This is a genomic window from Streptomyces sp. HM190 (genome assembly GCF_009857135.1).
GTDB lineage: Bacteria > Actinomycetota > Actinomycetes > Streptomycetales > Streptomycetaceae > Streptomyces > Streptomyces heilongjiangensis.
In genome coordinates, this window is the sequence record NZ_CP047318.1 from 426,179 (window position 1) to 452,536 (window position 26,358).

Sequence of the window (26,358 nt, forward strand, 5' to 3'; positions counted from 1 at the left end):
CAATCGTGGTTTCCCGGTTGTTCCGCGGCGCATGACCGCATGACTTGGACGCACGAAAGAAGGAGTGGACGCCGCGATGGTGTTCAAACGGCTGCTCGGCTCGCTCGGTCTGGGCGGACCCACGGTGGACACGGTTCTCGACCCGGGCCCGGCCCTGCCGGGCGGCACCCTGTCGGGGCAGGTCCGCCTGAAGGGCGGCGACGCCGACTTCGAGATCGAGCACATCACCCTGGAGCTGGTGGCGCGGGTCGAGGCCGAGCACGAGGGGGGTGAGAGCGAGGGGACCGTCCCCTTCGACCGGTTCGTCGTCGGCGGCGGGTTCCGGCTGGCCGCGGGCGAGGAGCGCGCCGTGCCGTTCAGCGCGACGCTGCCGTGGGAGACCCCGATCAGCGAGCTGTACGGCCAGCCGCTCGGCATCGTCCTCGGGGTGCGCACGGAACTCGGGGTGGCCGGCGCGCGGGACAAGGGCGACCTCGACCAGCTCACCGTGGCTCCGCTGCCCGTGCAGGAGGCGATCCTGGAGGCACTGGGGCAGCTCGGCTTCGCGTTCCGGTCCGCGGACCTGGAGTACGGCCGCATCTCCGGCACGGGGCAGCAGCTGCCGTTCTACCAGGAGATCGAGATCACCCCGGCGCCCGCGTACGCGTCACGGGTGAACGAGATCGAGCTGACGTTCCTGGCCACTCCGGGCGGCATGGAGGTCGTCCTGGAGGCCGACAGGCGCGGCGGGTTCCTCTCCGAGGGCCGCGACGCCGTCACCCGGTTCACCGTCGCCCACGACGGCGTCGAGCACCAGGACTGGACCGCCCTCGTCGACGGCTGGATCCGGCAGCTGCTGGAGAGCGGGCCCGCGTACGGCTCACCCGCCGGATACGCGCCCGAGGGGTACCACGGTCACGGCGAGCACCACGGCGGGCACCACGACGAGGGCCGCCGCTCCGGTCCCGGCATGGGCACCGCCGTGGCGGCGGGGGCGGCCGGTCTGGCGGTCGGTGTCGTGGGCGGGATGGTCGCCGCCGAGGTGGTCGACGAGGTCGGGGACTTCTTCGAGGGCGACGACGAGGAGGAAGAGGAAGGCTGACGGCCCGAGGGCGTCGGTCGGCGGCCGGCGCCCCTCAGCGACCGGTGGGCACGCGTCCCGGCGCACGAACGGGTGACGTCCGGCAGCTCACGGCCCCCGAACGGGCTGCCGTCCCAGGGCTCCCGGAGCCCGCGCCGCGGCCACCGGAGGACCCACGGACCCAAGCCACCCGCAGCCGCTCGACCGGCAGGCGTCGGACGGCTCACAGCGATGTGGCCACGTGGAGGGTGAGGGCCGCGGTGACCGCGGAGTTCGCGGAGGACAGGACGGACACGGCGGTGCCGGCGGCCGGGTCCCAGGCGGCGAGGCCCACGCTCGTGAAGACCGGCGGCCAGGTCCGCGGCACCGGCTCGGGACCGGGCAGCGCGGCCACCCCGCGCGGCACCGGGCCGGGCACGGCGAACCCCGGACCGTCCGGGCAGGGGTGGAGCGGGAGACCGGCGCCGCTCTGCCTGAGGGCTGTCCCGTAATCGCGGTGGATCAGCGCACGGCGTCGGATGCGGTGCATCGCAAGGCGGAGAGGCATCCGCGTACTGGACGTATGCGGGCGTTCCGACAACGCGGCGAGGTGCCGTAGCCGGCGTCGTGCGCCCGCCGGGGATCACGGGACAGCCCTTAGCGCGGGCCACGACACGACCCGGCGGCTGCCGGCCGTCCGGGCGGCCTCCTCGTCCGCCCACCGCTCCCCGGTGTACGACACAGCCGTGCACCGGGGCCGCAGGAACGGGCCGGCCTGCGCGGCCAGTCGCACGGCCGGCGGGAAGCGGTGGTGCCCGGCCACGAGATGGGCGCGCTCGTGGGCGAACAGCACCCACCGCTCGGCCGGTTCGAGGCGGGCCAGCATGCCGGTGGTCACCGCCACCCGGTCGTGGCGCCGCCCGGGAAACACGTACGCGTACGGCGTGTCGTCGGGCAGAACGGCGACGCCCCTGCCCGGCAGCCCCGCCAGGGCCCGGTGCGCGGCGCGGGGGGGTGCGGGCGTGCGCCTCTGGCGGAGCGCGATGGAGGAGCCTCCCCACCGCTTCTACAGTGCTGTAGATTTCCTCGGGGCCGCTGCCGGCCCGCCCGACCACCGGCCCCGGCCCGGTTCCGGCCCGAGCCGCCCAGCAGACAGGACCAGCATGTTCGGACTGAGCGAAGTCGCCGTCGTCCTCATCGTCGTCATAGCCGTCCTCGCCGCCAAGAAGCTGCCCGACCTGGCTCGTTCGGCCGGCAAGTCCGCGCGGATCCTCAAGGCGGAGGCCCGCGCCATGAAGGACGACGAGACGAGTGCGCCCGCTTCGGTGATCCGGGGCGAGACGGCCCCCCGCCCCGGTGCCGCGCCGGGGGCGACGGAGCCGGACGGGAAGCCGTAGAGCGTCCGCCAGCCGGGCCGTCCGTCGGCCCGCCAGTCGGCCCGGACGACGTGGGCGTCGGCGAATCCCGCCGGTATTGCGCGGGCGACGACCCGGCGGGCTGAATTCCGTGGGGAGCCAGTCGCCGTCCCGCATCTCCGGCATCTCCCCGTACGGCTCGCGAAGGAATGCGGTGGAGGGGTGGCGTTGGAATCCGTCAGATCACTGAGGGTTAAAGCGTCGTGGCCGCCGCCGTCCGGGCGGAAGACACCCGGCTGTCCGTTCCCGTGGATGGCGGGAAATTCGGTGCGGAATCTCCCGCCTGTGGGGCGGGCATCGGTCGTACATGGGCGGGGCCGGCCCCTTCTCCCGGGAATCCCTTTTCTCTTCGGAAGTCAGTGCGGCAATACGGCGCCGGGATGGCGGTCCAGTGCCGCGCGGGCCAGTTCGACGGGCACGGAGAGCGTGTCGACCATCAGGTATCCGCCCACGGGACAGCGGACGACGGTCATCTCGGCGTCCTGCTCGACGACCACGGTGGGACTGCTCAGCGCCGGGCCGAGCGGGAATCCGTAGTGCACCACCACCGCGGTGCCGTCGTCGGAGCCGGCGGCCCGTCGGGCCCGTTCCCGTTCGGCGGCGGCGCCGAGGTCCCGCGCCAGCGCCCGTGAGATCCCGGACGCCAGGCCGGGGACGGCGTTCACCCTGGTGAGCGCCTCATGCACCTCCGGCGCCAGCATCAGGTGTTCGGCGGCGCGGAGCAGATCGTCCGCGTCCCGCTCGGTCATCGCGTCGGCCAGGACCGCGGCGTCTACGACGTCCCTCCCCCGCAACGGCTGCTGGAACAACTCCTCGGCGATGAGGAGCAGATGGGCCACCACCGGGTTGGCGGGCCACTCCGCGCGCAGCGGCACGTTCGTGGAGTTGCCGACGAAGGCCGCCGAGAGGAACTCCGCCGCGTACACGGGGTCCAGGTCCGACTCCGGTGAGGGCCAGTTCAGGGCCACGGCCCAGTGGCGGCGGCCGTCGCTCTCCAGCATGCTCACCCGGGCCTCGTCCACGGGCCGTTCACGCGCCACGGCGGCCACCGCCGCCCACAGCTCGTCCTCGTCGGGCATCAGCAGGTCCACGTCACGGCTGGTGCGCAGCACGCCCGGCGGATAGTAGGCCTGGAGCGCCGCTCCTTTGAGGACGTGGGCGTGGCCCGCCTCGCGGACGAGGGCGATGAGGCGCTCGTGTTCGTCGTGACGTGCGCGCTCCACGTCGAGCAGTGCCGTGCCGAGCGCTCCCATCCGGTGGCCCTCGGCCGCGGCCAGCGAGCACACGGTGCCGCCGAGCCGGTGGTCACGCCGTGTGGCGCGCTCCAGGACCAGGCCGAGCCTGATGTCCGGGTCGAGGCCCATGACCTCCCGCACGCTCCTCAGCGACAGTTCCACGGTGCACCTCCAGGGACGGAATTCCGAGCAGCGTAACCGCGCGGACGAGAACCGGACCCGCGGTGTGCGCATTCCGGAAAAGACGAGTCGGGGCCCGCTGCACGGGTTTACGGCGGGTGCGCGGGCGGTGGGGTGCGGATTACGGAAGCAGTCGTTGCCCGCCCGGTCCGACCCTGCCTACAGTCCTTTTCGTTCACTCAACCCCGAACGAAGGAGCATCACATGATGAAGCACGCTTCGATCCTGCGCCCGCGTCTCGACAAGGTGAAGCCGCAGAGCCGCTGAATCACCGCATGAAAGGGAATGCCGCCGCCCTCGGGGGGCGGCATTCGCTTATACGGACCAGTGAGGGAGAGTGCTTTCCTTGTACGAATTCCGGAACCTCGACGGGCCGCTTCCGGTCATGGCGGTCGTCGACGAACGGCTGAGCACCACCACGGTCTGTCTGGCCTCCAAGTACGGTTCGCGGGACGATCCGGCGCGGGAGTGCGGTCTCGCCCATGTGCTGGAACACGTGCTGATGTCCGCGCCGGTGGGACCGGTGCCGTCGTTCAGCGAGTACGTCGAGCGGCTCGGCGGGCACGCCAACGCGGAGACCGGCCTGGACCGCATGCTGTTCTACGCGCAGGTGCACGCGGACGACGCCGAGGAGATCACCGGACTGCTCCAGCAGGCGGTGCTGCGTCCCCGGTGGAACGACAGGACACTGCCGCAGGAGAAGGCGGCGGTCTTCCAGGAACTGGCGGCGGCCGCCGCGGACCCCAGCGACGTGGTGCAGGACGCCTTCCTGGAGCACCTGTTCCCCGGGCACCCGCTGGGCCGTCCCGTGGGCGGCACCCGGGAGACCGTCGAGGCGTTCGACGTCGCGGCGGTGGCGGCCGGACACCACGACCGGCTGCTGACCGCCCCGCTGTCGCTGATCGTGGTCGGACCGTCGGTCCCCGCGACGGCGGACCCGCTGGTGGCGGGTGTCCCCGCGGAGGCACTGGCGCGGCTGGGCACGGCCCGGCGCGATCTGTCCGCGCTGCCCGACCCCGGGCCGCACGGACCGCTGCCGTGGCCGGACGAGTTCGCGTGGGTCTGTGCGGGCGCGCGCTCCGTCGGCAACCACGATCCGCGCCGACCTCACTTCAACGTCCTCGCTCAGTTGCTCGGTTCGAGTCCGTCGTCGGTGCTCTACCGCCGGCTGCGCGGCGAGGCGGGTCTGGCGTACGCGTTCCAGTCGTGGAACCGCGGGTACGGGGAGACGGGCGCGTGGCGGGTCCTGGCCGGTGTCGAATCCGGCAACGGTGACGCCGCGCTCGCCGTGATCCGGGGCGCGCTGGAGGAGATCGCGGCGGACGGCCCGAAGCCGGACGACCTGGAGTCCGCCCGGCGCCAGGCCCAGATGCGGATCCACACCTCCGTCGACACCCCGCTGGAGTGCGCGCGTTTCCTCGCGCTGCGCAGCGGCGGCCCCGCCGACTGGTCGCCCGCGGCCGAGGTGGCGAACATCGCAGCGGTCGGCGCCGAGGAGCTGCGCGCGGCCGCCGCGCACGTGCTGGACGGCTGGCGGGCCGTGGTCCGGCCGGAGGCACGATGACGGCCGTCCGGGAGTACCTCGACCGGGCCGCGGCGGCCGGACTCCTGCGCGAGGCGGGCGGGTTCGGCTTCGTCGCGGACCGCTGCGACGACCCGTTCACCGGGCGCCGGCAGGTGCTGGTCGAGTACTGCGACCCGCGGCTGCCCGCGTCCGCCGACGCGCTGGCGGCCCTGCACGACGCCCTGCGCGCCGGCGCCGAGGAGGCCGACGCCGTGCTGCTGCGGGTCGTCGGAGACGTGCGGCTGCCCGCGCCGTGGCGCCCGCGGCTGACCTATGTGCGGCACGACCGCGCGCCCCGCCCGCCGGGAGCCGGCACCCCGCCCCCCGGCGGTCTGAAGGTGCGGCCCGCGACGCCCGCCGACGACCCGCGCGTACGCGACTGGCTCGCGCAGGCGTTCCGGAACGCCTACCCGGGGCAGGAGGTCGGCCCCGGGCACCCCGGCGTCACGGACGTCGTGGACGCCCCGGACCGGATGTCGCTCATCGCCGAGGTGGACGGCGAGGCGGTCGGGCACGCGACCGTGCTCGTCCGCCAGCAGGACAGCGTCACCGGCGAGGAGTTCGCCGAACTGGTGGACACGCTGGTGGACGACCCGGGCGTCCGGCGGGCCGCCGTCGCCGCGCTGGTGGACGCCGCCGTGCGCGCCACCGAGGGGCGTCCGCTGTGCGGCCATGTCGTGCACCCGTACGAGCCCGGAGCGGCGCGCGGCGCGGACACGGTGCTGCGCGCCCTCGTGGCGGGCGACTGGTCGGTCGACCACTGTTTCTGGGAGAGCCCGTGGTGAGCATGGAGAAGTACGGCCCGACGCGTCGCGGAGCGACGAAGCGCCCCGCGGACGGGGGTGCGCGGGCGGACGCCATCGTCGTCGAGGACCTCGGGCGGACCTTCGTCGACCGGCGGGGCCGGGGGGCCGGTGAGGTGACCGCGCTGAGCGGGATCAGCCTGCGGGTGGCGCCCGGCGAGGTGCACGGCCTGCTCGGCCCGAACGGCGCCGGCAAGACGACGCTGTGCAAGATCCTGACGACGACCCTGGAGCCGACGACGGGTTCGGCGCGGGTGCTCGGCCTGGACGTGACCCGGCAGTCGCGGGCCGTGCGGCGGTCGATCGGCCTGGTCTTCGGCGGCGACCGGGGACTGTACGGACGGCTCAGCGCCCGCGAGAACCTGTGGTTCTGGGGTGCCATGTACGGACTGCGCCGTTCCGAACTGCGGGCGCGCGCCGAGCTGTTGCTGGAACGGGTGGGGCTCGCCGACCGGGCGGACGCGCGGGTCGACACGTTCTCGCGCGGGATGAAGCAGCGGTTGCACCTGGCACGCGGCCTGGTCGGCGACCCGCGCGTGGTGATCCTCGACGAACCGACGATGGGCATGGACCCGGTGGCCGCGCTGGACTTCCGGGCGCTCGTCGCGGAGCTGCGGGAGGAGGGGCGTACGGTCCTGCTGACGACGCACGACATGGCGGAGGCGGCGGCGGTCTGCGACCGGGTGTCGCTGATCGACCGGGGCCGGCTGCTCATGACCGAGGACACGGACGCCGTCGGCCGGCTGCTCTCCCGCTACGAGCGGGTCGTCGCGCACGGGGTGTCCGCCGGTCTGGCGGACCGGGTGGGGGCGCTGGCGGGCGTCGTCGCCGTACGGCACGAGGCGGACCGGCTGGAGGCCGAGACCGAGCTGCCGTCCGCGACCGCCTCGGTCCTCGCCGTGCTCGCGGGGGAAGGCGTCCACCGGGTCAGCACGGCGCGGCCGGACCTGGCCGAGGTGTACCTGCACCTGGTGGGCCGGCGGGGCATGGCGGTGACCTGATGTCCCTCTTCATGGCCGCCCTGCGCTTCCAGTTGCGCCTCGCGGCGCACTCCCCCGGCACCTTGCAGGTGTGGGCGACGGCACCGTTGTTCACGGCGGTGTTCCTGTCGATCGCCGAGCACGCGGACCGCACCGACCTCACGTCGTTCGCCGTCGTCGCCCCGACCCTCATGGGCCAGTGGGCGCTGGCCCTCGGCATCGCGGGCGAACTCATCGCGGAGGAACGCAGCCAGGGCACCCTGGAGGCGGTGATCGCGACCCCGGGCCGGCTCTCGGTGATCGTCGTGGGCCGGATCCTGGCGGTCAGCCTGCTCGGCGTCACCACCATGGCGGAGGCGTGGCTGGTCGCGGGAGTCGGCTTCGGACGCTGGATCGCCGTACCGCACCCCGTCGTGCTGGCCGCCGCGCTGCTGGCGAACGCGGCGGCCATGGCCGGGACCGCGAGCATCATGGCGTCGCTGTTCGTCCTGATGCCGTCGGCTCGGATCGTGCAGAACACGCTCACCTATCCGCTGTACCTGCTGTGCGGCGTCCTGGTGCCGCTGTCGCAACTGCCCGCCTGGGTCAGGCCGCTGGGCCGCGTGGTGTTCCTGAGCTGGAGCGCCGACCTGTTCCGGGCCGCCCTGGACGAGGCGGCCGTCTCCCGGCCGGCGGGGCGGATCGCCGTCGTCGCCCTGCTCGGGCTGTCCGGATACCTCATCGGGGCGCTCCTGCTGGCCCGCGTGCTGCGCCGGGTCCGCAGGCTCGGCACCCTCACGCACACCTAGGGGCCGACGTGTACCCATCCCCGTTCCATCTCGTGCGCTACGGCGTCCTCAACGCCGTGGCCGACTTCAAAGCCACCTACACCTGGCGCAGTTGGTCGTTCGGCTGGCTCGGTCGGATGCTCGCCCAGGTACTGTTCTTCACCGGTCTCGGCGGGATGCTGGACCATCCCGGCGCCGTCCGGTACCTCGCGCTCGGCAACGCGCTGATGACCTGTGTCGTGGACACCATGGCCGTGGTGGCGACGACGAGCGGGGAGCGCCGGGCCGGCACGCTGTCGCTGCTGGTGGCGAGCCCGGCGGACCCGATGTGGGTGTTCGCCGGGCGCAGTCTGCACTGGCCGGTCAGCGGGTTCGCCACCGCGTCGGTGGCCCTGTTCGGCCTGGGTCCGTTCTTCGGGGTCACCTGGGCTGCGGCACAGGTTCCGCTGGTCCTGCTGCTGATCGCGCTCACCGCGCTGGGCACCTACTGCGTCGGGCTGTTCCTGGCCGTGCTGGTGATCAACGTGCCGCGGCTGCGCAACGTGGTGTCCAACTGCGCCTACCTGGCGATGATGGGGTTCTGCGGTGTCCAGGTGCCGGTGGACTTCTGGCCGCGCGCAGTGGGGGCGGTGGTCCAGGCGGTGCCGCTGACGCACACCCTGCGGGCGCTGCGGGCGGTGAGCGACAACCGTCCGGCGGCCGAGGTGTTCGGTCCGGTGGTGCCGGCGGTGCTGACGGCCGGCTGCTGGCTGCTCGCGGCGGTCGTCATCTTCCGCTGGCTGGTCGCGGTGCCCGCCCGGGGGGCGGGCACCCTGGACCTGTCCTACTGACGGCGGCCGCCGGCCGGGCAGCCGCAGGGCCGGTCCGCGGCCGGCCGCTGCGCGAGCAGGGCGTCGGCGAGCACCTCGGTGGCCGTGTGCAGCGCCGCGAAGTAGGCGTCGTCGCCGGTGCCCGGGGCGGGTTCCAGCCCGAGGTCGAGCACGGGACGGCGGCGCCCGGTGCGTCCGCAGGTCAGGTCGCAGGTGCCGAGCGTGATCCGGACCGGTGCCGGGACGTCCGGGGCGGCGGCGCGCACCGCCCGGCACAGGGCCGCCGCCGCCCGCGCGAACTCCTGCGGGGAGCGGGGCAGCACACCCACGCGGCGCCGGCCGGGCGTGAGGGACGCGGAGCGGTGGGCGTGGCCCTCGCAGCTGTCGTAGGTGACGAGCCGCCAGGCGCCCGTGGTGAGGGTGTCCACCAGGGGCCAGACGCCGTCCTCGATGGCGTCGCGCCACTGGGGGTGTCCGGGATCGACGTCGTCCGCCTCGTGGATGCCGGGGAGTCCGACCGTGTTGATGTTGCCGTCCGCGCTCCTGAGCAGACGGGCGGGGCGACGGGGCGCGGCGGGCGCGTTCCAGCGGCCGAGGAACTCGTCGACGTCGGGCATGACGTTCGGGAACCGGGGCCGGTGCGCGAGCGTGCGGCACCGCGCGCCCGCCGCCGTCATCCCCTCTTCGGAACCTGTCACAATTTCCCTCCCGGTTTATGGCCACGGATTCAGGATGCTGCCCGGCGATCCTAACGACGAAATAGCCGGGAACGGCCCGGCGATTCTCACGGGAGGCCCGATGGTGCGCATTCCAGCAGGGCCCGCACTCGACCGGATTCCTCTTCCGTTCGCATTTACGCAATTCCTTGGCCGCGGGCCGGTCGCCTCGGTCATCCTGCTGGAACGTGCCGCCGTCCACGGCGGATCACAGAATCCTCTTCCGCCGCAAGGGAAGGAGTCGGGCCCGTGGCTGAAAAGTACGATCTGGCCGTCGTCGGACTCGGTTACGCCGGGCTTCCGCTGGTCGTCGCGGCCGCCCGCAACGGCATGCGGGTCGCGGGCTACGACGTCAACGACGACCGTCTCACCGCCCTGGCAGGCGGGACGAGCTACGTCGACGACATCTCCGACCAGGAGATCGCCGAGGCGCTGGGCTCGGGGTTCACCCCGTCCTCGGACCCGGAGGTGATCGCCGCCGCGGCTGCCGTCATCATCTGCGTGCCGACGCCGCTGCGGGACGCCGTGCCCGACCTGAGCGCCGTCCTGGACGCCGTGCGCCTGGTGGCACCCCGGCTGCGCCCCGGGGCGCTGGTGGTGCTGGAATCGACCACGTACCCGGGGACCACCACCGATGTCGTGCTGCCCCTGCTCGCGCAGGGGTCACGGACGGTCGGCGAGGACTTCCTGCTGGCCTTCTCCCCCGAGCGGATCGACCCCGGCAACCCGGCGTTCGGGCTGCACAACACCCCGAAGGTGGTCGGCGGTGTCACCGCCCGCTGCACGGAGGCCGCCACCGCGCTGTACGAGCGCGTCGTGCAGAAGGTGGTGACGGTGAGCACGCCGGCGGCGGCCGAGTTGACCAAGCTGCTGGAGAACACGTACCGGCAGGTCAACATCGCGCTCGTCAACGAACTCGCCGTGTACTGCGACGGACTCGGTGTGGACGTGTGGGAGGTGGTGGCCGCCGCGGCGACCAAGCCGTTCGGCTTCCAGCCGTTCCGGCCCGGCCCGGGGGTGGGGGGCCACTGCATCCCGGTGGACCCCGGCTACCTGGCCTTCAGCGGCCGGGCATCCGGGTTTCCGCTACGGCTGCCGGAGCTGGCGCAGGAGGTGAACGACCGGATGCCGGCGTACGTCGTCGACCGCGTCGCGCGGCTCCTCGACGACCGGGGGCGCGGCGTCCGCGGCAGCCGTGTGCTGCTGCTCGGGGCGACCTACAAGGCGGACATCGCCGACGGCCGCGGCTCGCCCGCGGTGCCCGTGGCCGAACTCCTGCTGGACCGGGGCGCCCTCGTGCGTTTCCACGACCCGTATCTGCGCACCCTGCGGCTGCGCGGGCGGAGCCTCGTCCGGGCCGAGTCGCTGGACGCGGCGGTGGCCGAGGCCGACCTCGTCGTGCTGCTGCAGGCACACCTGGACTACGACCTGGCCGCCCTCGCCGACACCGCGCCGCTGCTGTTCGACACGACCGGACGCACCGTCGGCGCACGCGTGGCGCATCTCTGACCCCGCCGCACGACCACCCGGCCGGCCCCTTTCACAGAAAGGACGCCGACCGGGCATTCCACATTCCCGGAAAAAGGCGCTGCGGATATCGGAAATCATCAGCCCGACAATTCATTGATCCAGCCCTCCGGGCGCTGCTAATTTCATTCCAGGGAATCAACGGATTCCTCGACGCCAAAGAAAGAGGTTCATCATGTCCGAGAAGAACGAGATCTCCTTCGACGCGTTCGTCGACGCCGTGAAGTCGTACGACCTGGAGTCCGTCAGCGCCAAGGACACCGCCCACTCGTCGGCGGTCTCGGTGAAGCCCTGGGAGCACGTCACGGAGCAGACCTCCGACGCCGTCTGATCCGCTGCGCCAGACCGGCGGGCGGCTCTCCGCGGCCGCCCGCCGGAACCCCCGCGCCCACCGCGCTCCGGCGGCCGGGCGCCCGTCCCGCCGGCCCTGCGAGGTGACTCACATGCTCGACCCGTCCCCGTGGGCGGACCCTGCGGACCGCGAAGTGGAGACCGAGGTGCTGATCCTCGGCGGCGGACTGGCCGGCCTGTCCGCCGGTTCCCTGCTCGGGGACCGCGCGGTCGTGGTGGAGGCCGCGGACCGGCCCGGTGGCCTGGTACGCACCGAACGCGTCGGGAACCACTGGTTCGACCACGTCATCCACCTGCTCTACTTCAGCCATCCCGACGTCGAGGCCCGCGTCCGCGCGCTGCTCGGTGACGTCCTGCGCCCCTGCCCCCCGGACGCCCGGGTCGAGACGGCCCGGGGCACCACCCGCTTCCCCGTCCAGCTGAACCTGCACGGTCTGCCCGCCGAGGTGCGCGCCGCGTGCCTGGCGGACCTGAGGGCCGCGCACGCCCGGGGCGCGACGCCCGGCGACTACGAGGAACTGCTGCTCAGCGCGTTCGGCCGCACCCTGTGCGAGCTGTTCTTCTTCCCGTACAACCGCAAGCTGTGGCGGCGTCCGCTCGGCACGCTGTCGGCGTCCGGCTTCCACTGGAACCTGACGCGGCCCAGCGTGGCGGAGGTCGAACGCGGCGCCGACTCGGCGCGGCCGGCGGACGGTTACAACGCGCGGGGCTGGTACCCGCGGCCCGCTCCCGGCGGCCGGCGCGGCATGGAGGTGCTCTCCCAGGCGCTGGCCGACCAGGTCCGGGACCTGCGACTGCGGCACACCGTCACCGCCGTCGACCCGTCGTCCCGTACCGTGCGCACCCGTTCGCCCGAGGGCGTCACCGACTTCCGCTACACGCACGACTGCGTCTCCACGCTGCCGCTGCCCGCCACCGTCGAGCTGTGCCGCGGGGCGCCCGAGGAACTCGTCGCACGCTGCCGTGCCCTGCCCCGCAACCGCGTCCGGTCGGTCGCGCTCGCCGTCCAGGGGCCGCGCCCGCGCGACACCGGGCACTGGCGGTACTACACGCGCGAGGACGTGCCGTTCACCCGCCTCGTCTTCATGACGGAGTTCGACCCGGACATGGCACCCGCCGACGGCTGGGGGGTGCTCGCCGAGGTACTCGAACCGTCCGAGGCGCCGCGCGCGGCGGACGACACGCTGGTGGCCGACGTGCTGCGCGGGGTCGGGACGGTCGGGCTGCTCGGCGCGGACTGCCGGGTCGTCGGCTCCCGCGTGTTCACGAGCGACCCCGGCTACGTCGTCTTCACCGACGAGGCCCGGCAGACCGCCGACGAGGCCGTCCGCCACCTCGCCTCCCTCGGCATCACCCCGCTCGGCCGCTACGGCACCTGGACCTACTCCTCCATGTCCCAGGTCATGGAGGAGGCCTTCGCCTGGGCGGCGCGGCGTTCGGCCCCGGCGACGACATGACCCGGACAGCAGACAGGGAGATCCCCTTGCCCAGCACCACGAACCACGGATTCCTCGCGCTGGAGGGCGTCGACGGATCCGGGAAGACGACGACCGCACGGCTCATCGCCGAACACGTGCGCGCGCAGGGACGGCCGTTGTCCCGCATAGGCCAGCACTCGTGGCTCGATCCGCAGGCGGCGCGCGTCATCATCGACGTCCGCGAGGACCGGCCGCACCGGCACAGCCACCGGCGGATCACCGAGGCCTACTTCCGGGACAAGCAGTTGCAGGCCCGCGCCATCGGCGACCTGCTGCGCGACCGCACCGTGCTGTCGGACCGCTACGTCTTCAGCGACGCCGCCTACCTGGAGGTGCTGTACGGCATCCCCGCGCGCGAGACGCTGGACCGCCACCACGCGCACGGCACCCTGCTGCCCGACCTGATCGTCTACCTCGACGTCCCCGTGGAACTGGCCGCCGACCGCGTCGTCTCCCGCGGCAAGAGCATGCGCCACTACGAGAACAGCTACACCCTCGACAAGGTCAGCACGGTGTACCGCGCGCTGCTCCTCGACGACCCGCCGCCCTACCTGCCGCCGGTGCACGTGTTCCGCAACACCGCGGGCGCGCACGACGACGGCCGGATGCACGATCTGTACCGGGCCGTGGACGACGCCGTGGCCGGGCGGCGACGCGCGCTGCTGGAGACCTCGTGAGCCGCCTGGACGTCGTCGTCCCCTGCCACAACGGCGCCCACTGCGTGGGCCGGCAGCTCGCGGCGCTGGGTCGGCAGCGCACCGACGCCGACTGGGGCCTGGTGATCGTGGACGACGGCTCGACCGACGCCCTCGCGGCCGTCGTCGACGACCACCGCCGCCATCTGCCCGCCGACACCCGGATCGTGACCCGTCGCGTGCGCGGAGGCACCGGGGCCGCCCGCAACACGGGGGCGCGCGCGGCCCGCGGCGACCGCCTGCTGTTCCTGGACGCCGACGACGAGATCGCCGACGACCACGTGGCGGCGATGGCGGCGGCGCTCGACCGGGCCGAACTGGTCACGGCCCGCATCGACTACCGGCGCCTCAACCCGCCCGAGGTGCTGCGCGCGACGCCCCCCGACCAGCTCCCCGACATCCTGACCGCGAGCCTGTTCAAACCCCATGTGCTGGGCGGGCTGATGGGGATCTCCCGGAGCCTGTTCGAGGAACTGGGCGGTTTCGACGAGCAGTTGCCCGCGCTCGCCGACGTCGACCTGTCCTGGCGGGCCCAGTTGGCGGGCCGCACCATCGGCGTGGCGGACACCGTCGTGTCGGTCGGCATCCGGTCCACGCACCGCGGCAGGTTCCGCCGGGGCCGGTTCCAGGGACACGACATCGTGGCCCTGCGCCGCAAGTTCGCCGCGCACGGCACCGAGCCCCTGACCTGGCGCGACCATCTGGCGGACTGGGTGCGCCTGCCGGTCACCGCCGCACGCGCGGGAGCTCCCGCCGCCCTGTCCGCGCTGGTGTGGGAACTCGGCTGGCAGACGGGCGTCCTGGACGCCCTCCGCTCCGAGTCGCGCCCGCGGTCCCCCCTCACCGCTCCGGAGCCGTCATGATCACCCTGTCCCGGGGACTGAACCCGCACGAGAGCGCCTGGGCGGAACCGGTGGTCCCGGACCGGCCTCCCTTCACCCTCCTGCACGGCAGCCCCTCGTACATCAACGTGCTCGACGCGCTGGGCGCCCGGCAGGCGGTCCGGGCGCTGCGCGACCGGACCGGCGTGGCTGCCTGTGCCTCGTTCAAGCACACCTCCCCCGCGGGCATCGCCCTCGGGCGGCCCTTCGCGCCGGGGGACGAGGACCTCCACGACCGGGGGCCGCTGCCGGACGACGCCCTCGGCCGGGCCGTCGTACGGGCCCGGAACACCGCGCCCAAGTGCTCCTACGGGGACTTCGTCGCGGTGTCCGAGCCGGTCACCTCGGCACAGGTGCCGCTGTTCGCGAACGCCATCGGGGTCATCGCCCCGGACTTCACCCCGGAGGCGTTCGCCGCGCTCTCCCGCTCGAACCACGGCCGGTTCATCCTGCTGCGGTCCCACGAGGACGGGGAGCGGGACGGACACGGCGGAGCCGCGCGGGAGTCCGTCGAGACGGCCGGCCTGCGCCTGACGCGGTCCGCCGCACCGCTGCCGGGGTTCGCGGGCGGCACGCGCACGGAGTGCGGCACGCCCGGCAGCGCCGACGACCTGGCCGTCGCCCTGGAGACCGTCCGGCACGCCCAGTCGAACGCCATGGCCTTCGTCGTGGACGGCACGACGATCGGCATCGGCATGGGGCAGCAGAACCGCCTGGACTGCACCCGCCTGGCGGCGGCCCGCGCCCGGACCTGGCAGCGCCGCCGCCACCCGGACGTGCTGGGGCTCCGGTTCCGGGAGGGCGTCGGGACCGCGGAACGCGCGGTGTGGCGGGCGCGGCTCGCCGAGGGCGACCTGACCGCCTCGGTCCGCGCCGAGTTCGCCGGGGTGCTGGCGGACCCCCGGGACGCCGACTGGGAACCCGACTGGACGGCGACACCACCGCTGTCCGGGGTGACGCTGGCGGCCGACAACCACTTCCCGTTCGTCGAGGTCGTCGAGATCGCGGCCCGCCTGGGCGTCACCCAGCTGGTCACACCCGCCGGCTCGACCGGCGCGGACGCGCTGCGGGAGGCCTGTGCGGCCCACGCGATGAGCTGGATCGTGACCGGTGAGCGTTTCTTCCGGCACTGACACCGGTTCTCCCGGCACCGAACCCCTCGCACGCCCGTGGCGGCTGCCGGGCTGGCGCCCGCGTGCCGTGGCCGTCATCGACGCCCGGCTGGCCGCGGCGGGCCTGCGGCGCACCGGGCCCGTCGAGGACGTCAAGCGCTGGTCCCTGTCGGCCGTGCTGCGCTGCCCCACCAGCGGGGGCGCGGTGTTCCACAAGCAGTCGCTGCCGTCCCTGGCGCACGAGGGCCGGGTGCTGGGCCTGCTGGCCGGCCACCACCCCCACCTGGTGCCCGAACTGCTCGCGTCCGGGCCGCCGGACGAGGGCTGGTGCACCCGGGAGGTCGCCCTGCGGCCGGGCACGGAGCTGCCCGACGAGGAACGGGGCCGGGCCCTGGCGGTCCTCGGCACGGTGCAGCGCGCGTGGCTCGGCCGGACCGCCGACCTCACCACCGCCGGCTGCTGGGCGCGCACACCGCGGGCCCTGGCCGGCCTGACACCGCTTGCGGAGCGGGGCGAGCTGTTCGGGCCGGACTCGGGACTGCCGGGCGCGCTGAGCGCGGCGGAGTCCGCCCGGCTGGCCGACGCCTGCGCCCGGCTGCCCGAACGGTGCGCGGCGCTGGCCACGGCACCGCCCGGCGAGAGCCTCGTCCACGGCGACCTGCACCCGGGCAACTGGGGCGTGACCCCCACCGGCCGGACCGTGTTCCTCGACTGGGCGGAGGCATCCGTCGGCCACCCGTTCCTCGACGTCGCGGCGGCCCTCAGGAGCTGCGCGGACCCCGGGGTCCGGTCCCGCGCCCTGGACCGGTACTTCGCGAGCTGGTCGCCGCTGGTACCGGCCGCCGAGTGCCGTGAGGTGTGGCGGCTCGCCGAACCGGTCGCCGCGTTCAACCAGCTCGTCACCTACGCGCACTTCACGGACATGGCGGAACCGCACGAGCGGCCGGGCTGGGCGCCACGGCTTCTGGGGTGGGCGCGGGCCCTGCTGAGGGCCATGGACGGCGCCGGGCGCGGCTGACGCCCCGCCGCCCGTCCGTCTCCCGCCCTCCACGGGCCCCGCCCCTTCGTCCGCCCCACCGCCCTCCTCCCCTACCCACCGCCCTTGTCCTCCGCCCCACCGGCGTCCCACCCGCCTCCCATTCGAAGGAGACACCGACATGTGGTCCACCCCCTCGACACCCGTGCTCGTCACCGGCGGTGCCGGCTTCATCGGCAGCCGGCTCGTGCGCTCGCTGGCCGCGGCGGGCCACCCCGTCCGGGTCCTGGACGACCTCTCGACGGGCCGGCCCGAGTCCGTCGCGTCGGTCCCGGGCGCCACCCTGGTGCGCGGCAGCGTGCTGGACGCGGACGCGGTGGCCGAGGCCGCGCGGGGGACGGGGCTGGTGCTGCACCTCGCCGGCGTCGTCGGCATGCGGCTCGCGGCACGACAGGCCGAACTGGCCTACGCCGTGGGCCGCCAGGGGACGGCGAACGTCCTGGCGCACACCGGGGACACGCCTGTCGTGCTCGTGTCCAGTTCCGCCGTCTACGGGCTCAGCGACAGCTCCGCCGAGCTGCGCGAGGACCAGGCCGTGGACCGGGCCGTGCCGCTGGCCTACGACGGCGGCAGCCCGGGCTACGCCACCGGCAAGTGGGAGATGGAACGGCTGGGGAGTGAGGCCGCCCGCCACCGGCCCGTGCTCACGGTGCGGCCCTTCAACGTCGTCGGCCCCGGCCAGCGGGGGCGCTACGGCATGGTGGTGCCGACGTTCTTCCGGCAGGCCGAGTCCGGGGAGCCGCTGACCGTGCACGGCGACGGCAGCCAGCGCCGCTGCTTCACCGACATCGACCAGTTCACCCGCCGCCTGCTCGACCTCGCGGCCACCGAGTCCGCGTGGCGGCCCGGCGCCCATGTGGTCAACATCGGCTCCCGCAGCGAGACGACCATCGCAGGCCTGGCCCGCCTGGTCCTGGACGCCACCGGCAGCACGGCGGGCTGGGTCCATGTGCCGTACGAGTCGGTCTTCCCCGGCCGCACGGACGTGACCGGCCGGGTGCCCTGTCTGGACCGGCTGACCGCGGCCGTCGGCGAGACCGACTGGCTGTCCGCGGCGGATCTGGTGCGCAAGACGGCGCGGGCACGGCGGGCCCGGGCGGTCGCCGCCCGCTGACGGTTCGCCACGTGCGGGTTCCCGCAAGAAGAACGGCATTTCGTTGACGCGTTTCCACCGCCACGAGAGCCTTTTCCCAGACATTCAGCACGGAGGAGCTGCACCATGAAACTACAGCTGCCGGCTCCCGGGGAAACCATATTGGCGATGCTCAAACTCCCCGGAGAAATGTGCAATATCAACTGCCATTACTGCTACGAGCGGCGCAAGCCGTATCCCAACGCCCTCATGCTGAAGCCGGAGGTGCTGCGCAAGTTCCTCTCGCTGTGCGGCGGACGGCCGCTGGCGGTGGAACTGCACGGCGGTGAACCGCTGCTGATCGGCCGCCGCAGGATGGGCGAGCTGTTCGCCGAACTGCGCGCCTACGAGGGCCCGGTGACCGTCTCGATGCAGACCAACGGCATCCTGCTGAACGAGGCCTGGCTCGACTTCTTCGACCGTGAGTGGCCGGACATCGAGATCGGCATCAGCCTGGACGGGGACGAGCAGGGCAACGCTCACCGCGTCGACTTCCGGGACCGCCCCACCTACCGCAAGGTCACCAAGGCGCTGGAGCTGCTGGCGGCCCGGGGCCGCAACGTCGGGGTCATCGTCGTCGTCACGCGCCGCATCCTCGGCCGGGCCGCGGACGTGCTGGACTCGCTGAGCAGGTTCGAGGCCGTGAAGGTCGTCAAGCTCTCCGGCTGCCTGGACTTCAACGTCAAGAGCAAGGACTACCGGACGCCGAACCGCCAGTCGCTCCAGATCCTCAACCCCGACGGCGTGGGCATGCCCGGCTGGGCGACGACGCCCGACGAGTACGCCGACTTCCTGATCGAGGCGTTCGAGCACTGGTCGGCGACCCGCTCCTACGGCGCGTACGTGCTGGAGCCGTTCTTCAGCGTCATCCGGTCGCTGTCCGGGCTGCCCACCAGCTACACGAGCTTCAGCGACCGCAAGGAACCCTTCGTCGTGACGCTCTACCCCGACGGGCGCATCGGAAGCTCGGACGAACTGACCATGCCCGGCGCGCTGCTGGGTTCGGTGGACACGGCGACCGGGATGGACGAGCTGCTCACCCTGGACAGCAACCCCGGGCTGCGCCGGGACCTGTCCGCACTGCTCGACAAGTGCGCGGGCTGCTCGCACGAGGCCTCGTGCCGCGGCGGTGCCCTTCCCGACCGGCTCCGCTTCGAGGGCACCGGGTTCGAGGAGGAGTACTGCGACCACCGGCGCAAGGTCATCGACCACGTGGCCGCGGCCCTCCCGGCAGCGGTCTGAAAGGAGAACCGCGATGTTCCTCCTCCCCGTCATCGACGACGACGAGACACAGAACCGCTGCTGGAACGCCTCGCTGGACGGCCGGGCCATCCACTCGTTCCTGCTGTGGGTCGAGCCGCACAGCACCGCCTGGGCCCGCCGTGCCGCCACCGCGGCCGGTGCCGGGGCGCCGCGGACCACGGAACCGCCCGACCCGCTCACCCGCGCCCTGGTGGGGCTCGCCGGTGTCCCGGGCATCGCCGTCGACCCGGCCGAGGCGGGCGACGCGCTGCTGGCCCTGCCGGACGGTCCGCGTCTGGCCGTGCTGCACGGCGTGCCCGAGGACGGCGGCCGGCTGCGGCTCGCCCCGGCCGCCGCGCCGGACCGGGCGGCGGTGGGCGACGCCGTACGGGTGCTGGACGACGTCGGCCTGCGGTACGTCGTCGACCTCGCCGTGGGCGCGGTCGTCCTCGGCGACGCGGCGGGCGCCGCCGTGCCGGGCGGCGTGTGCGACGTGGCCCGGCTCTTGCCGGGCGGGTCCGACGCGCTGGCCCGCGCCGAGGCGCTGCTGCGCGAGGGCGCCGCGTCCTGGATGGACCAGTGGCTGCGCACCGAGGAGGCCGTCGGCGCCCGGAGTGGTCCGCTGTCCGGGACCGACCGCACCTGGCTGACCGGCGTGTTCGCCGACTCTCTCGCCTTCCAGCTGTACGACCGGCTCGCCGCCCGCCGGGCCGCGGACACCCCGGACACGGTCGCGCGCCGCCGAGGGGAACTCCTCGACGGGCTGCGCGCGCTGCGGCCCGTACTGCCGGACCGGATCGGCGAGACGGTCGGCATCGGCATCGTCGCCGAGCTGATCGGCACCACCTACCCGTGCTGGAACCGGCGGCAGTTCGCCGTCAAGTCCCCCTTCGACTACGTCCGTGAGATCCGGCCGCTGACGGACGCCGAGAAGGCGGAACACCTCCACCGGTGGGCCGCCCCGAGCGCCGTACGCTGACCGCCGCCGCCCTGAAAGGACCGAGACCATCATGACCCGAGCCGACACCATCGAGGCGGCCGCGTCCGTCACCTCGCTCCAGGCCGCGCTGACCGCGCGGCTGGTGGAGCACCGTGCCGAGCGGGCGCGCACGCTGCTGGCCAGCCTGCGCAGGCTCGCGCCGGACACACAGCTCGACGAACCGGACGGGGCGCCGGACGCCTTCGACAACGCCGTCCTGCACCACGCCTTCCAGCAGGCGCGCCTCGCCGCGCGGACCCGTGACGCGGACCGGGCCCGACGGGCCGTCCGCCTGTGGCAGGACCGGGCCGCGCTCCGGGCCGAGGCCGTGCGGACGGCCGTCGGACCGGTCCTCGTGCTGCGCGCGGCGGACTGCGACGCGGTGGACGACGACCGCCTCGGCAGCCGCATGTACCTGCTCGGCGACTCGCCCGAGCAGGACGCGGCGGAGCGGGCGCGCATCGCGCGGACCCTGAACGAGGCCGTGGACGCCGCGCTCGCCGTCGGCGGCGAGGTGCTCCGCTCCTCCACCGCCGTGGTCATCTGGACCGAGGCCGTACCGCTCGGGGCGACCTGCCGCAGCTACACCTTCGACTTCCTGCCCGGCACCGTCGTGCTGAACTGGACCGACGAACCGCTGCGCCTGGGCGAGACCCTCGTGCACGAGGCCACGCACTCGTGGCTCAACGAGTCCTTCGGCGCGGAGGACGTGTCGTTCGCGGACGACGGCCCCCTCTTCCACTCCCCGTGGAAGAACGAGGACCGGCCGGTGTTCGGGATCGTGCACGCGGCCCTCGCCTTCGCGAACGTCATCCACTACCTCTCCCGCATCCAGCCGGCGCCCGACGACGACTCGCGGCTCGCCGCCGTGCTGCGGCGGCGCCTGGAGGTGGAACGGGAGTCGCTGGAGGCCGGTCACGCCGCGGCCCTCACCTGCTTCGACCAGGTGCCCAGCGAACCGCTGCGCGCTTACCTGCGGGCGGCCGTCGCCGACGCGCGGCGCGCGGGCTGACGGCGGCGCCCATGCCCGGTCCGCCCTACCGTCACCTCGGCCCGCTGCCCCACCTCACCGCCGAGGACCTGCGCGAGCCCGTACGCGCGCTGCTGGCCGATCCCACGGCCGAGGTGACCGGCTGGAGCGGTGAGCCGATCGGCTACGAGAGCTGGAGCCGGGCCAGCGACGGACTGTACGCGGTGCGGGGCACGGCCTCGGGCGACGGCGGTGACCACGCCTGGGACCTGGTGCTGAAGCAGGTGCGGCACCGCTCCTGGACGCCCGGCCCGCGTGATCTGGCCCGGCAGATCGACGACGGCGGCGACGCTCCGGCGGACTGGGCGTACTGGCGCCGCGAGGCACTGGTGCTGGGCTCCTCCCTCCCGTACGCCGTCGCCGGCCGGTTCGCCGCCGTCCGCTGTCTGGGGATCGTGCCGGGGCCCGGTGACCGGCTCCGGCTGTGGCTGGAGCGGGCCGACGGGTTGCCAGGCGAGGCCTGGTCGGCGCGTGAACTGCTCGACACCGCCCAGTTCCTCGGCGGGTTCCACGCCCGGTCGCTGCGGCGGCCACCGCCGTCCCGGCCGTGGTGGTGCAGGCCCTTCCTGGAACAGGCCGCGCTGCGCGGGCGGTTCGCCCTGATCGAACGGGTCGCCGACGCGGAGACGAGCGCGGATCCGGCGGTGCGCGGCCTGTTCCGGCCGGGGACCGCCACGGCCCTGCGGTCGCTGGAGCGACGGCACGCGCAGGCCGTCCGGACGATGCGGTCCCTGCCGGCCGGGCTGGTGCACCGGGACCTGACACCGCGCAACCTGTTCCGGACGGCGGGGGGCACCGTCGCGATCGACTGGGGTCAGGCGGGGCTGGGGCCGGCCGGGGAGGATCTGGCCACCCTGGTCCTGTCGTCGGCGGTGGCCGCGGATCTCGACGCCGCGGCCACACTGGCCCTCGGGGGCGCCGCCGCGGCCCGCCATGCCGCGGGCGCGGCGGACGACGGGGGTCCGTGCGATCCGCAGGACGTGGCCCTCGCCTACCGTCTGGTGGCCGCCTACCACTTCGGACTGCCCGTGGTGCGGATCGCCGACCGGCTGCTCGCGCGGGACGCCGCGTCCCGCGCCGAGACCGCCGCCGACCCCGGCACGCGGCGGCGGGTGGCGGTGATGACGGCACTGCTGGAGGAGGCGCAGGGGGATCTGTGACGGCGGGAGGCCGAACCCGGCGGGCGGTGGGCCGGGGCCGTCCTCCAGGCCGCCGCCTCACCGGCCGGGGGCGCCGGCCGCGGACGGGAGAACCGCAGGCCGGGAGCCCTCGCGCACGGCGGACGCACGTCCGCCGCAGGCCGGGCCCCCGGCCCACCGACCGTCGGGCACAGGCCTTCCGGCCACCGACCGGCGCCTTCGGTGAGCGGTCGTCAGGCGGGGCCCGACGGGCGCATGCCGGTCAGGGTGAGCCGGCCGCGTTCCACGCGCAGCCGGTACCAGCCGCCCCGGCCCACGATGCTCGGCAGCGGGCAGTCGTGGGCGGCCGACAGGTACGCCAGCGTGGCGGGGATGGCGTCGCCGTGCGAGCAGGCCACCACGTGGCCGCCGTCGTGCCCGGCGGCGATCTCCACCAGCGCGCCCATGACCCGTCCGGCGGCCCAAGCGCCGCCGAGGGACGGGCCGACGGGAGCGAAGACGCCCTCGGTCCAGGCCGCCGGCTCGGCGAAGCCGCGCGCCTCCCGCAGCCGCTCGTCGATCAGCACGGGCACCCCGGCGACGGCGGCCAGCGGGGCGACCGACTGCCGGCAGCGCAGCGCGGGGCTGCTGTGGACGGCGTCGACGCCCTCCTTGAACACCTCGGCGAGGACGTCCGCCTGGCGTGCTCCCTCCTCGCTCAACGGACGCAGATCGTCGTCTTGGCTCCACTCCTCGCGCGGCGACGAGGAACAGTGCGGAACCAGATCCAACACAACAGTGCATGAATGCGTGAACATGGCGCGCATCATGCCGGGGCGGGCCGGCGGAGTCCAAGAAATAGCGGGTATCCGCAAAAGAGTTGACCACGCCGATCCGGCGCACAGAACCTGAATACCGAAATGCCCTGCAGGGCGGGCACGTTCCCCAGGCTACGGAGTCGTCATGGAATTGATCGACACAGCGACGCACCGGGACGGGCGGGAAATGGCGCGGGAATTCCTGGAGCACGGTGCCCCGTTCCTCTGGCCCGAACTGCCCGACCTCGCCGGCCTCCCGCCGGACCGTATCGCCGCACTGCCTCCCCTGCCGTACGGGGACCCGGAGTTCAGTGCCCGGCTGCTGCGGGAGCAGACCGACAGCACGACGACGGACTCCTCCCGCCCCCCGGCGGTGATCGAGCAGCAACTCGCCTGGCTGCGCGCGAAGTTGCCCGGATGGCGGGCGGGGCGTGTGCACCATCCGCTGTGCGGGCCCGGCGCCTACACGGCCGCGCTGGCGGGCCACGGTCTGACCGGGTACGTCGGCGTCGACGCGGGCCCCGCGGTGGTCGAACACGCTCGCCGCCGCTTCGCCGGGCAGGACCACGTCCGCTTCGTGCTCGGCGACGTGAGAGACACCGCCGTGCCCGCCGGGGAACCGGCCTGTGACACGCTGCTGCTCACCTACGACGCCGCCAACTTCTTCGCACCGCGCGCCTTGCGGGAACTGCTGGGTTCGCTGGTGCGGGGGCTGCGTCCGGGCGGCATCGCCGTCCTGGACCTGCGGCTCGCCGAGGACGGCACCCCGGGGTTCGACGAGGGCCGGCGGGTGCACCGGCGCCGGACCGGTTCGGTGTTCCGGGACGGGCCGCACCTGCTGCTCAGCGAGGGGTTCACCGCCGCGGACGGCACCCTGCTCGGCCACCGCATCGTCGCGGTGGACGACGGCCCCGGCGGCCGGCCCCCGGAGGTCTTCCACTCCGTGCTGCATGTCCCGACCGCCGCGCAGCTCACCGCCGTCCTCACGGCCGCCGGCCTCGACGTGTGCGTCCTGGGACGGCCCTTCGCCGGCTGCGACGACCCCAACCTCGCGCGGCATCTCGTCGCGGCACGCAAGCAGCGCACCACCCACCGCACCCTTCAGTGGAGGCAGCCATGAAGATCACGTTCCTCGGGCACGCGGGTGCCCTCGTGGAGGCCGACGGGGTGAAGCTGGTCTGCGATCCGTGGTTCTCCGAGGGCGGGGCCTTCCTGTCGGGCTGGCACCAGCTGCCCGACAACAGCGCCTGCGCTCCGCTCGTACGCGAGGCGACCCATGTGTACGTGTCGCACGACCACCAGGACCACTTCGACGCCGACGTGCTCGACGCGCTCGACCCCTCGGTCACGCTGCTGATGCCCGACTACCCGCTGCCGACCTGGAAGCGGCTGGTCCGCTCGCTGCGCGGTCCGGCCCCCGTCCTCCTCGGCGACCAGGAGGTGTTCCGGGCCGGTCCGCTCCGGCTGCGCCTGATCCACTCCCCCACGCCCCGGCACCAGGACTCGGCCCTCGTCATCGAGGACACCGTCACCGGCCAGGTCGTCGTCAACCTCAACGACTGCCAGGTGGACCGCGACCAGTTGCGGACCATCCGCCGGCTCCATCCCCGCATCGACGTCGTGCTGGCGCAGTTCTCCGGCGCCACCTGGTTCCCGTTCGCCTACTCCTTCCCCGCCGCGGAACAGGTGGAGGCGGCCCAGCGCAAGAAGGTCAACTCCATGCGCCGGTGGACCCGTTACATGCAGGCTCTGGAGCCGCGCAGCGCGGTCGCGTTCGCCGGGCCGCCGGCCCTGCTCGACCCGGATCTGGCCGCGCACTTCTTCGCGGAGTCCTCGGTGTTCACCACCCCGCCCGAACTCCTCGCCTGGCTGCGCCGCACGCACCCGGACCTGGCGGAGCGCACCGTGGCGCCGCTGCCCGGCGACACGCTCGACGTGTCCACGGGACGGTCGACTGCCGACCCGGCGATCCGGGAGGGGTTCGACTGGGAGGACCTCGCGCCGTACATCGCGGACTACGCCCGCAGACGTGCCCCCGCCATCGCGGAGGTGGTCGCCCGGTACCCGGAGCCGCGGCACGACCTGTACGACGGTTTCGCCGCGCACTTCAAGGCGTTGTTCGCGGCCGGCGAGAGGCTGTGCCGGGCCGTCGACGCCGTCGCCGCCTTCGATGTGCGCGGTCCCGGGGGCGGCTTCTGGCTCGTGGACTTCCGCTCGCTGGAGGTGCGCGAGGGCACCGGGCCGGAGAGCGATCCGCACGACTACCGCTTCACCCTGTCGTCGCGGTACCTGCCGGAGATCCTGGCGGGCGGGATGAGCTGGGAGGAGTTCTTCTTCTCGTTCCGCTTCAGCGCCTGGCGGCCGGGCATCGGCGCGTACAACGAGGAACTCATGTCGGTTCTGCGGTGCAGCGATCCCGACGACCTCGCCGTGTACCTGCGGCGGACGGCGCAGGGCGGCGTGCGCCCCGCCGGCACGTTCACGCTGGAGACGCCGCGGGGGACGTACCGGGTGTCCGACGTCTGCCCCCACCTGGGCGCGCGGCTCGGCCCGGGGGACTACGACCCGGAGCTGGACGCGGTGGTCTGCCCCCAGCACGGCTGGCGTTTCGCCCTGCCGGACGGCGCCTGCGCCAACGGCCGGGCACGGCTGGACGTCTCACCGGCCGGACCGGCGGCGGTTGCGGCCACCCCGGCGGACGTCTCGGCGGCCCTCGCACCGGACACAGCGACGCACACCCAGCCGCACACCCCGACGGACGCCCCGGGGCGTCCCCGAGAAAGGCAGGCACACCAGTGATCGACTACGCGGCCATGGAACGGCAGCTGAACGCAGCCCACGAGCCCTGTTTCCGCGCCGAACCCTTCCCGCACTACGTGTGGGACGGCATCCTGCCCGCCGACGCGCTACGGGCCGCCGCCGACGCGTTTCCGGACACCGCCGTGATGACGGCGAAGCCGGGCATCCCCCGCTGGCACTCGCAGGACCGGGAGCTGGCCGGACCGGCCCTGCGGGACCTGTGCGAGGCCCTGCTCGGCGACGACCTCGCCGCCTTCCTCGGCAAGGTGACGGGCGTGGAAGGGCTGCGTACGGAACCGGACGGGGACTGGGGCAGCTACCGGCTCGCCGGTCACGGCGCCGTCCATCACGCGCACGTCGGCTCCAACCGGCACCCGGAGACAGGTCGGCTGCGCCGGTACTCGCTGTTCACCTACCTCACGGAGGGCTGGCGCCCGGAGGACGGCGGATGGCTGGAACTGGGCGAACCGGTCGACGGCACGGCACCCGCCCGGATCATGCCCTCCTTCAACCGCAGCGTCCTCATCGAGACGACGGCCCGTTCGCTGCACGGCGTGTCCGTGCTGCGGGCCCCGGCACCGACCCTGCGCAGGACCGTGACGGTGCACTTCTGGACCGATCCGGCGGCGGACGGCGGGGCGTGAGGGGAGAC

Annotated in this window: 25 protein-coding genes and 2 pseudogenes; 22 read left to right on the plus strand and 5 right to left on the minus strand. The window is 73.8% G+C overall.

Features of this window, described 5'->3' with window-relative positions:
- The first annotated feature begins 76 nt into the window (after positions 1-76).
- Positions 77-1,081 carry a sporulation protein gene (locus GSY65_RS01660; protein WP_201452428.1) on the plus strand — a complete coding sequence of 335 codons (1,005 nt, stop codon included), beginning with the start codon at positions 77-79 and terminating at the stop codon, positions 1,079-1,081.
- A 202-nt stretch (positions 1,082-1,283) separates the two neighbouring features.
- On the opposite strand, the pseudogene GSY65_RS01665 reads toward GSY65_RS01660, so the two are convergent.
- Positions 1,284-1,487, minus strand: a pseudogene (locus GSY65_RS01665) (M56 family peptidase); the annotation flags it as partial.
- Positions 1,488-1,709: 222 nt separating this feature from the next.
- Positions 1,710-2,048 (minus strand): annotated as a pseudogene (locus GSY65_RS01670) (M48 family metalloprotease); the annotation flags it as partial.
- A gap of 154 nt (positions 2,049-2,202) precedes the next feature.
- On the opposite strand from GSY65_RS01670, the gene GSY65_RS01675 reads away from it, so the two are divergent.
- Positions 2,203-2,436: a twin-arginine translocase TatA/TatE family subunit gene (locus GSY65_RS01675; RefSeq protein WP_159765589.1), complete on the plus strand. Its 234-nt coding sequence runs from the start codon at positions 2,203-2,205 to the stop codon at positions 2,434-2,436.
- A 374-nt stretch (positions 2,437-2,810) separates the two neighbouring features.
- On the opposite strand, the gene GSY65_RS01680 is transcribed toward GSY65_RS01675, so the two are convergent.
- Positions 2,811-3,851, minus strand: a complete 1,041-nt coding sequence (locus GSY65_RS01680; RefSeq protein ID WP_159765590.1) for a nucleotidyltransferase family protein — start codon at positions 3,849-3,851, stop codon at positions 2,811-2,813.
- A 364-nt stretch (positions 3,852-4,215) separates the two neighbouring features.
- Here GSY65_RS01680 and GSY65_RS01685 point away from each other — a divergent pair, with 364 nt between their 5' ends.
- Genes GSY65_RS01685 through GSY65_RS01705 form a run of 5 tightly spaced genes read left to right on the plus strand, consistent with a single transcriptional unit; the run spans position 4,216 to position 8,813 of the window.
- Positions 4,216-5,433, plus strand: coding sequence for a M16 family metallopeptidase (locus GSY65_RS01685; protein ID WP_159765591.1), 1,218 nt, complete (start codon positions 4,216-4,218; stop codon positions 5,431-5,433).
- Positions 5,430-6,218 (plus strand): hypothetical protein, encoded by a 789-nt coding sequence (locus GSY65_RS01690; protein ID WP_159765592.1) that lies wholly within the window; start codon positions 5,430-5,432, stop codon positions 6,216-6,218. Before GSY65_RS01685 ends, GSY65_RS01690 begins: the two co-directional genes overlap by 4 nt.
- A gap of 2 nt (positions 6,219-6,220) precedes the next feature.
- The gene (locus GSY65_RS01695) at positions 6,221-7,237 is read left to right on the plus strand and encodes an ABC transporter ATP-binding protein (protein ID WP_159775519.1); all 1,017 of its coding nucleotides are present in this window, start codon (positions 6,221-6,223) and stop codon (positions 7,235-7,237) included.
- The gene (locus tag GSY65_RS01700; RefSeq protein WP_159765593.1) at positions 7,237-8,004 is read left to right on the plus strand and encodes an ABC transporter permease; all 768 of its coding nucleotides are present in this window, start codon (positions 7,237-7,239) and stop codon (positions 8,002-8,004) included. Before GSY65_RS01695 ends, GSY65_RS01700 begins: the two co-directional genes overlap by 1 nt.
- 8 nt (positions 8,005-8,012) lie before the next feature.
- A complete protein-coding gene (locus GSY65_RS01705; protein WP_159765594.1) occupies positions 8,013-8,813 on the plus strand; it encodes an ABC transporter permease in 801 nt (266 codons plus the stop codon).
- Here GSY65_RS01705 and GSY65_RS01710 read toward each other — a convergent pair.
- Positions 8,807-9,490: a hypothetical protein gene (locus tag GSY65_RS01710; protein WP_159765595.1), complete on the minus strand. Its 684-nt coding sequence runs from the start codon at positions 9,488-9,490 to the stop codon at positions 8,807-8,809. The two genes, GSY65_RS01705 and GSY65_RS01710, sit on opposite strands and share 7 nt — an antisense overlap.
- Before the next feature lie 267 nt (positions 9,491-9,757).
- On the opposite strand from GSY65_RS01710, the gene GSY65_RS01715 reads away from it, so the two are divergent.
- The 12 genes from GSY65_RS01715 (at position 9,758) to GSY65_RS01770 (ending at position 22,131) form a co-directional block, all read left to right on the plus strand.
- Positions 9,758-11,017: a nucleotide sugar dehydrogenase gene (locus tag GSY65_RS01715; RefSeq protein ID WP_159765596.1), complete on the plus strand. Its 1,260-nt coding sequence runs from the start codon at positions 9,758-9,760 to the stop codon at positions 11,015-11,017.
- Positions 11,018-11,210: 193 nt separating this feature from the next.
- The gene (locus tag GSY65_RS01720) at positions 11,211-11,366 is read left to right on the plus strand and encodes a hypothetical protein (protein ID WP_159765597.1); all 156 of its coding nucleotides are present in this window, start codon (positions 11,211-11,213) and stop codon (positions 11,364-11,366) included.
- A 112-nt stretch (positions 11,367-11,478) separates the two neighbouring features.
- Positions 11,479-12,843: a protoporphyrinogen/coproporphyrinogen oxidase gene (locus tag GSY65_RS01725; protein WP_159765598.1), complete on the plus strand. Its 1,365-nt coding sequence runs from the start codon at positions 11,479-11,481 to the stop codon at positions 12,841-12,843.
- A 26-nt stretch (positions 12,844-12,869) separates the two neighbouring features.
- Positions 12,870-13,541: a dTMP kinase gene (locus GSY65_RS01730; protein WP_159765599.1), complete on the plus strand. Its 672-nt coding sequence runs from the start codon at positions 12,870-12,872 to the stop codon at positions 13,539-13,541.
- The gene (locus GSY65_RS01735; RefSeq protein ID WP_159765600.1) at positions 13,538-14,422 is read left to right on the plus strand and encodes a glycosyltransferase family 2 protein; all 885 of its coding nucleotides are present in this window, start codon (positions 13,538-13,540) and stop codon (positions 14,420-14,422) included. Before GSY65_RS01730 ends, GSY65_RS01735 begins: the two co-directional genes overlap by 4 nt.
- Positions 14,419-15,573: a hypothetical protein gene (locus tag GSY65_RS01740; protein ID WP_159765601.1), complete on the plus strand. Its 1,155-nt coding sequence runs from the start codon at positions 14,419-14,421 to the stop codon at positions 15,571-15,573. The genes GSY65_RS01735 and GSY65_RS01740 overlap by 4 nt, the downstream gene beginning before the upstream one ends.
- Entirely contained in the window at positions 15,551-16,570 is a 1,020-nt protein-coding gene (locus GSY65_RS01745; protein WP_159765602.1) for a phosphotransferase family protein, read from the plus strand. Before GSY65_RS01740 ends, GSY65_RS01745 begins: the two co-directional genes overlap by 23 nt.
- Before the next feature lie 139 nt (positions 16,571-16,709).
- Complete coding sequence (locus tag GSY65_RS01750; protein ID WP_159765603.1) at positions 16,710-17,702, plus strand: NAD-dependent epimerase/dehydratase family protein; 993 nt, start codon at positions 16,710-16,712, stop codon at positions 17,700-17,702.
- 147 nt (positions 17,703-17,849) lie between these two features.
- Positions 17,850-18,962, plus strand: a complete 1,113-nt coding sequence (locus tag GSY65_RS01755; protein ID WP_159765604.1) for a radical SAM protein — start codon at positions 17,850-17,852, stop codon at positions 18,960-18,962.
- A 13-nt stretch (positions 18,963-18,975) separates the two neighbouring features.
- A complete protein-coding gene (locus GSY65_RS01760; protein ID WP_159765605.1) occupies positions 18,976-19,941 on the plus strand; it encodes a hypothetical protein in 966 nt (321 codons plus the stop codon).
- 31 nt (positions 19,942-19,972) lie between these two features.
- A complete protein-coding gene (locus GSY65_RS01765) occupies positions 19,973-20,953 on the plus strand; it encodes an aKG-HExxH-type peptide beta-hydroxylase (RefSeq protein ID WP_159765606.1) in 981 nt (326 codons plus the stop codon).
- An 11-nt stretch (positions 20,954-20,964) separates the two neighbouring features.
- Positions 20,965-22,131, plus strand: coding sequence for a phosphotransferase (locus GSY65_RS01770; protein WP_159765607.1), 1,167 nt, complete (start codon positions 20,965-20,967; stop codon positions 22,129-22,131).
- Between the two features lie 212 nt (positions 22,132-22,343).
- Here GSY65_RS01770 and GSY65_RS01775 read toward each other — a convergent pair whose 3' ends face one another.
- A complete protein-coding gene (locus GSY65_RS01775; RefSeq protein ID WP_159765608.1) occupies positions 22,344-22,811 on the minus strand; it encodes a histidine phosphatase family protein in 468 nt (155 codons plus the stop codon).
- 241 nt (positions 22,812-23,052) lie between these two features.
- Between GSY65_RS01775 and GSY65_RS01780 the strand changes: the two genes are divergently transcribed.
- From GSY65_RS01780 to GSY65_RS01790, 3 genes are read left to right on the plus strand one after another with little or no spacing between them, the layout of a single operon-like run.
- Positions 23,053-24,027, plus strand: coding sequence for a class I SAM-dependent methyltransferase (locus GSY65_RS01780; RefSeq protein WP_159765609.1), 975 nt, complete (start codon positions 23,053-23,055; stop codon positions 24,025-24,027).
- Positions 24,024-25,706 carry an MBL fold metallo-hydrolase gene (locus GSY65_RS01785; RefSeq protein ID WP_159765610.1) on the plus strand — a complete coding sequence of 561 codons (1,683 nt, stop codon included), beginning with the start codon at positions 24,024-24,026 and terminating at the stop codon, positions 25,704-25,706. The genes GSY65_RS01780 and GSY65_RS01785 overlap by 4 nt, the downstream gene beginning before the upstream one ends.
- Positions 25,703-26,350, plus strand: coding sequence for a 2OG-Fe(II) oxygenase (locus tag GSY65_RS01790; protein WP_159765611.1), 648 nt, complete (start codon positions 25,703-25,705; stop codon positions 26,348-26,350). Before GSY65_RS01785 ends, GSY65_RS01790 begins: the two co-directional genes overlap by 4 nt.
- The last annotated feature ends 8 nt before the right edge of the window (positions 26,351-26,358 follow it).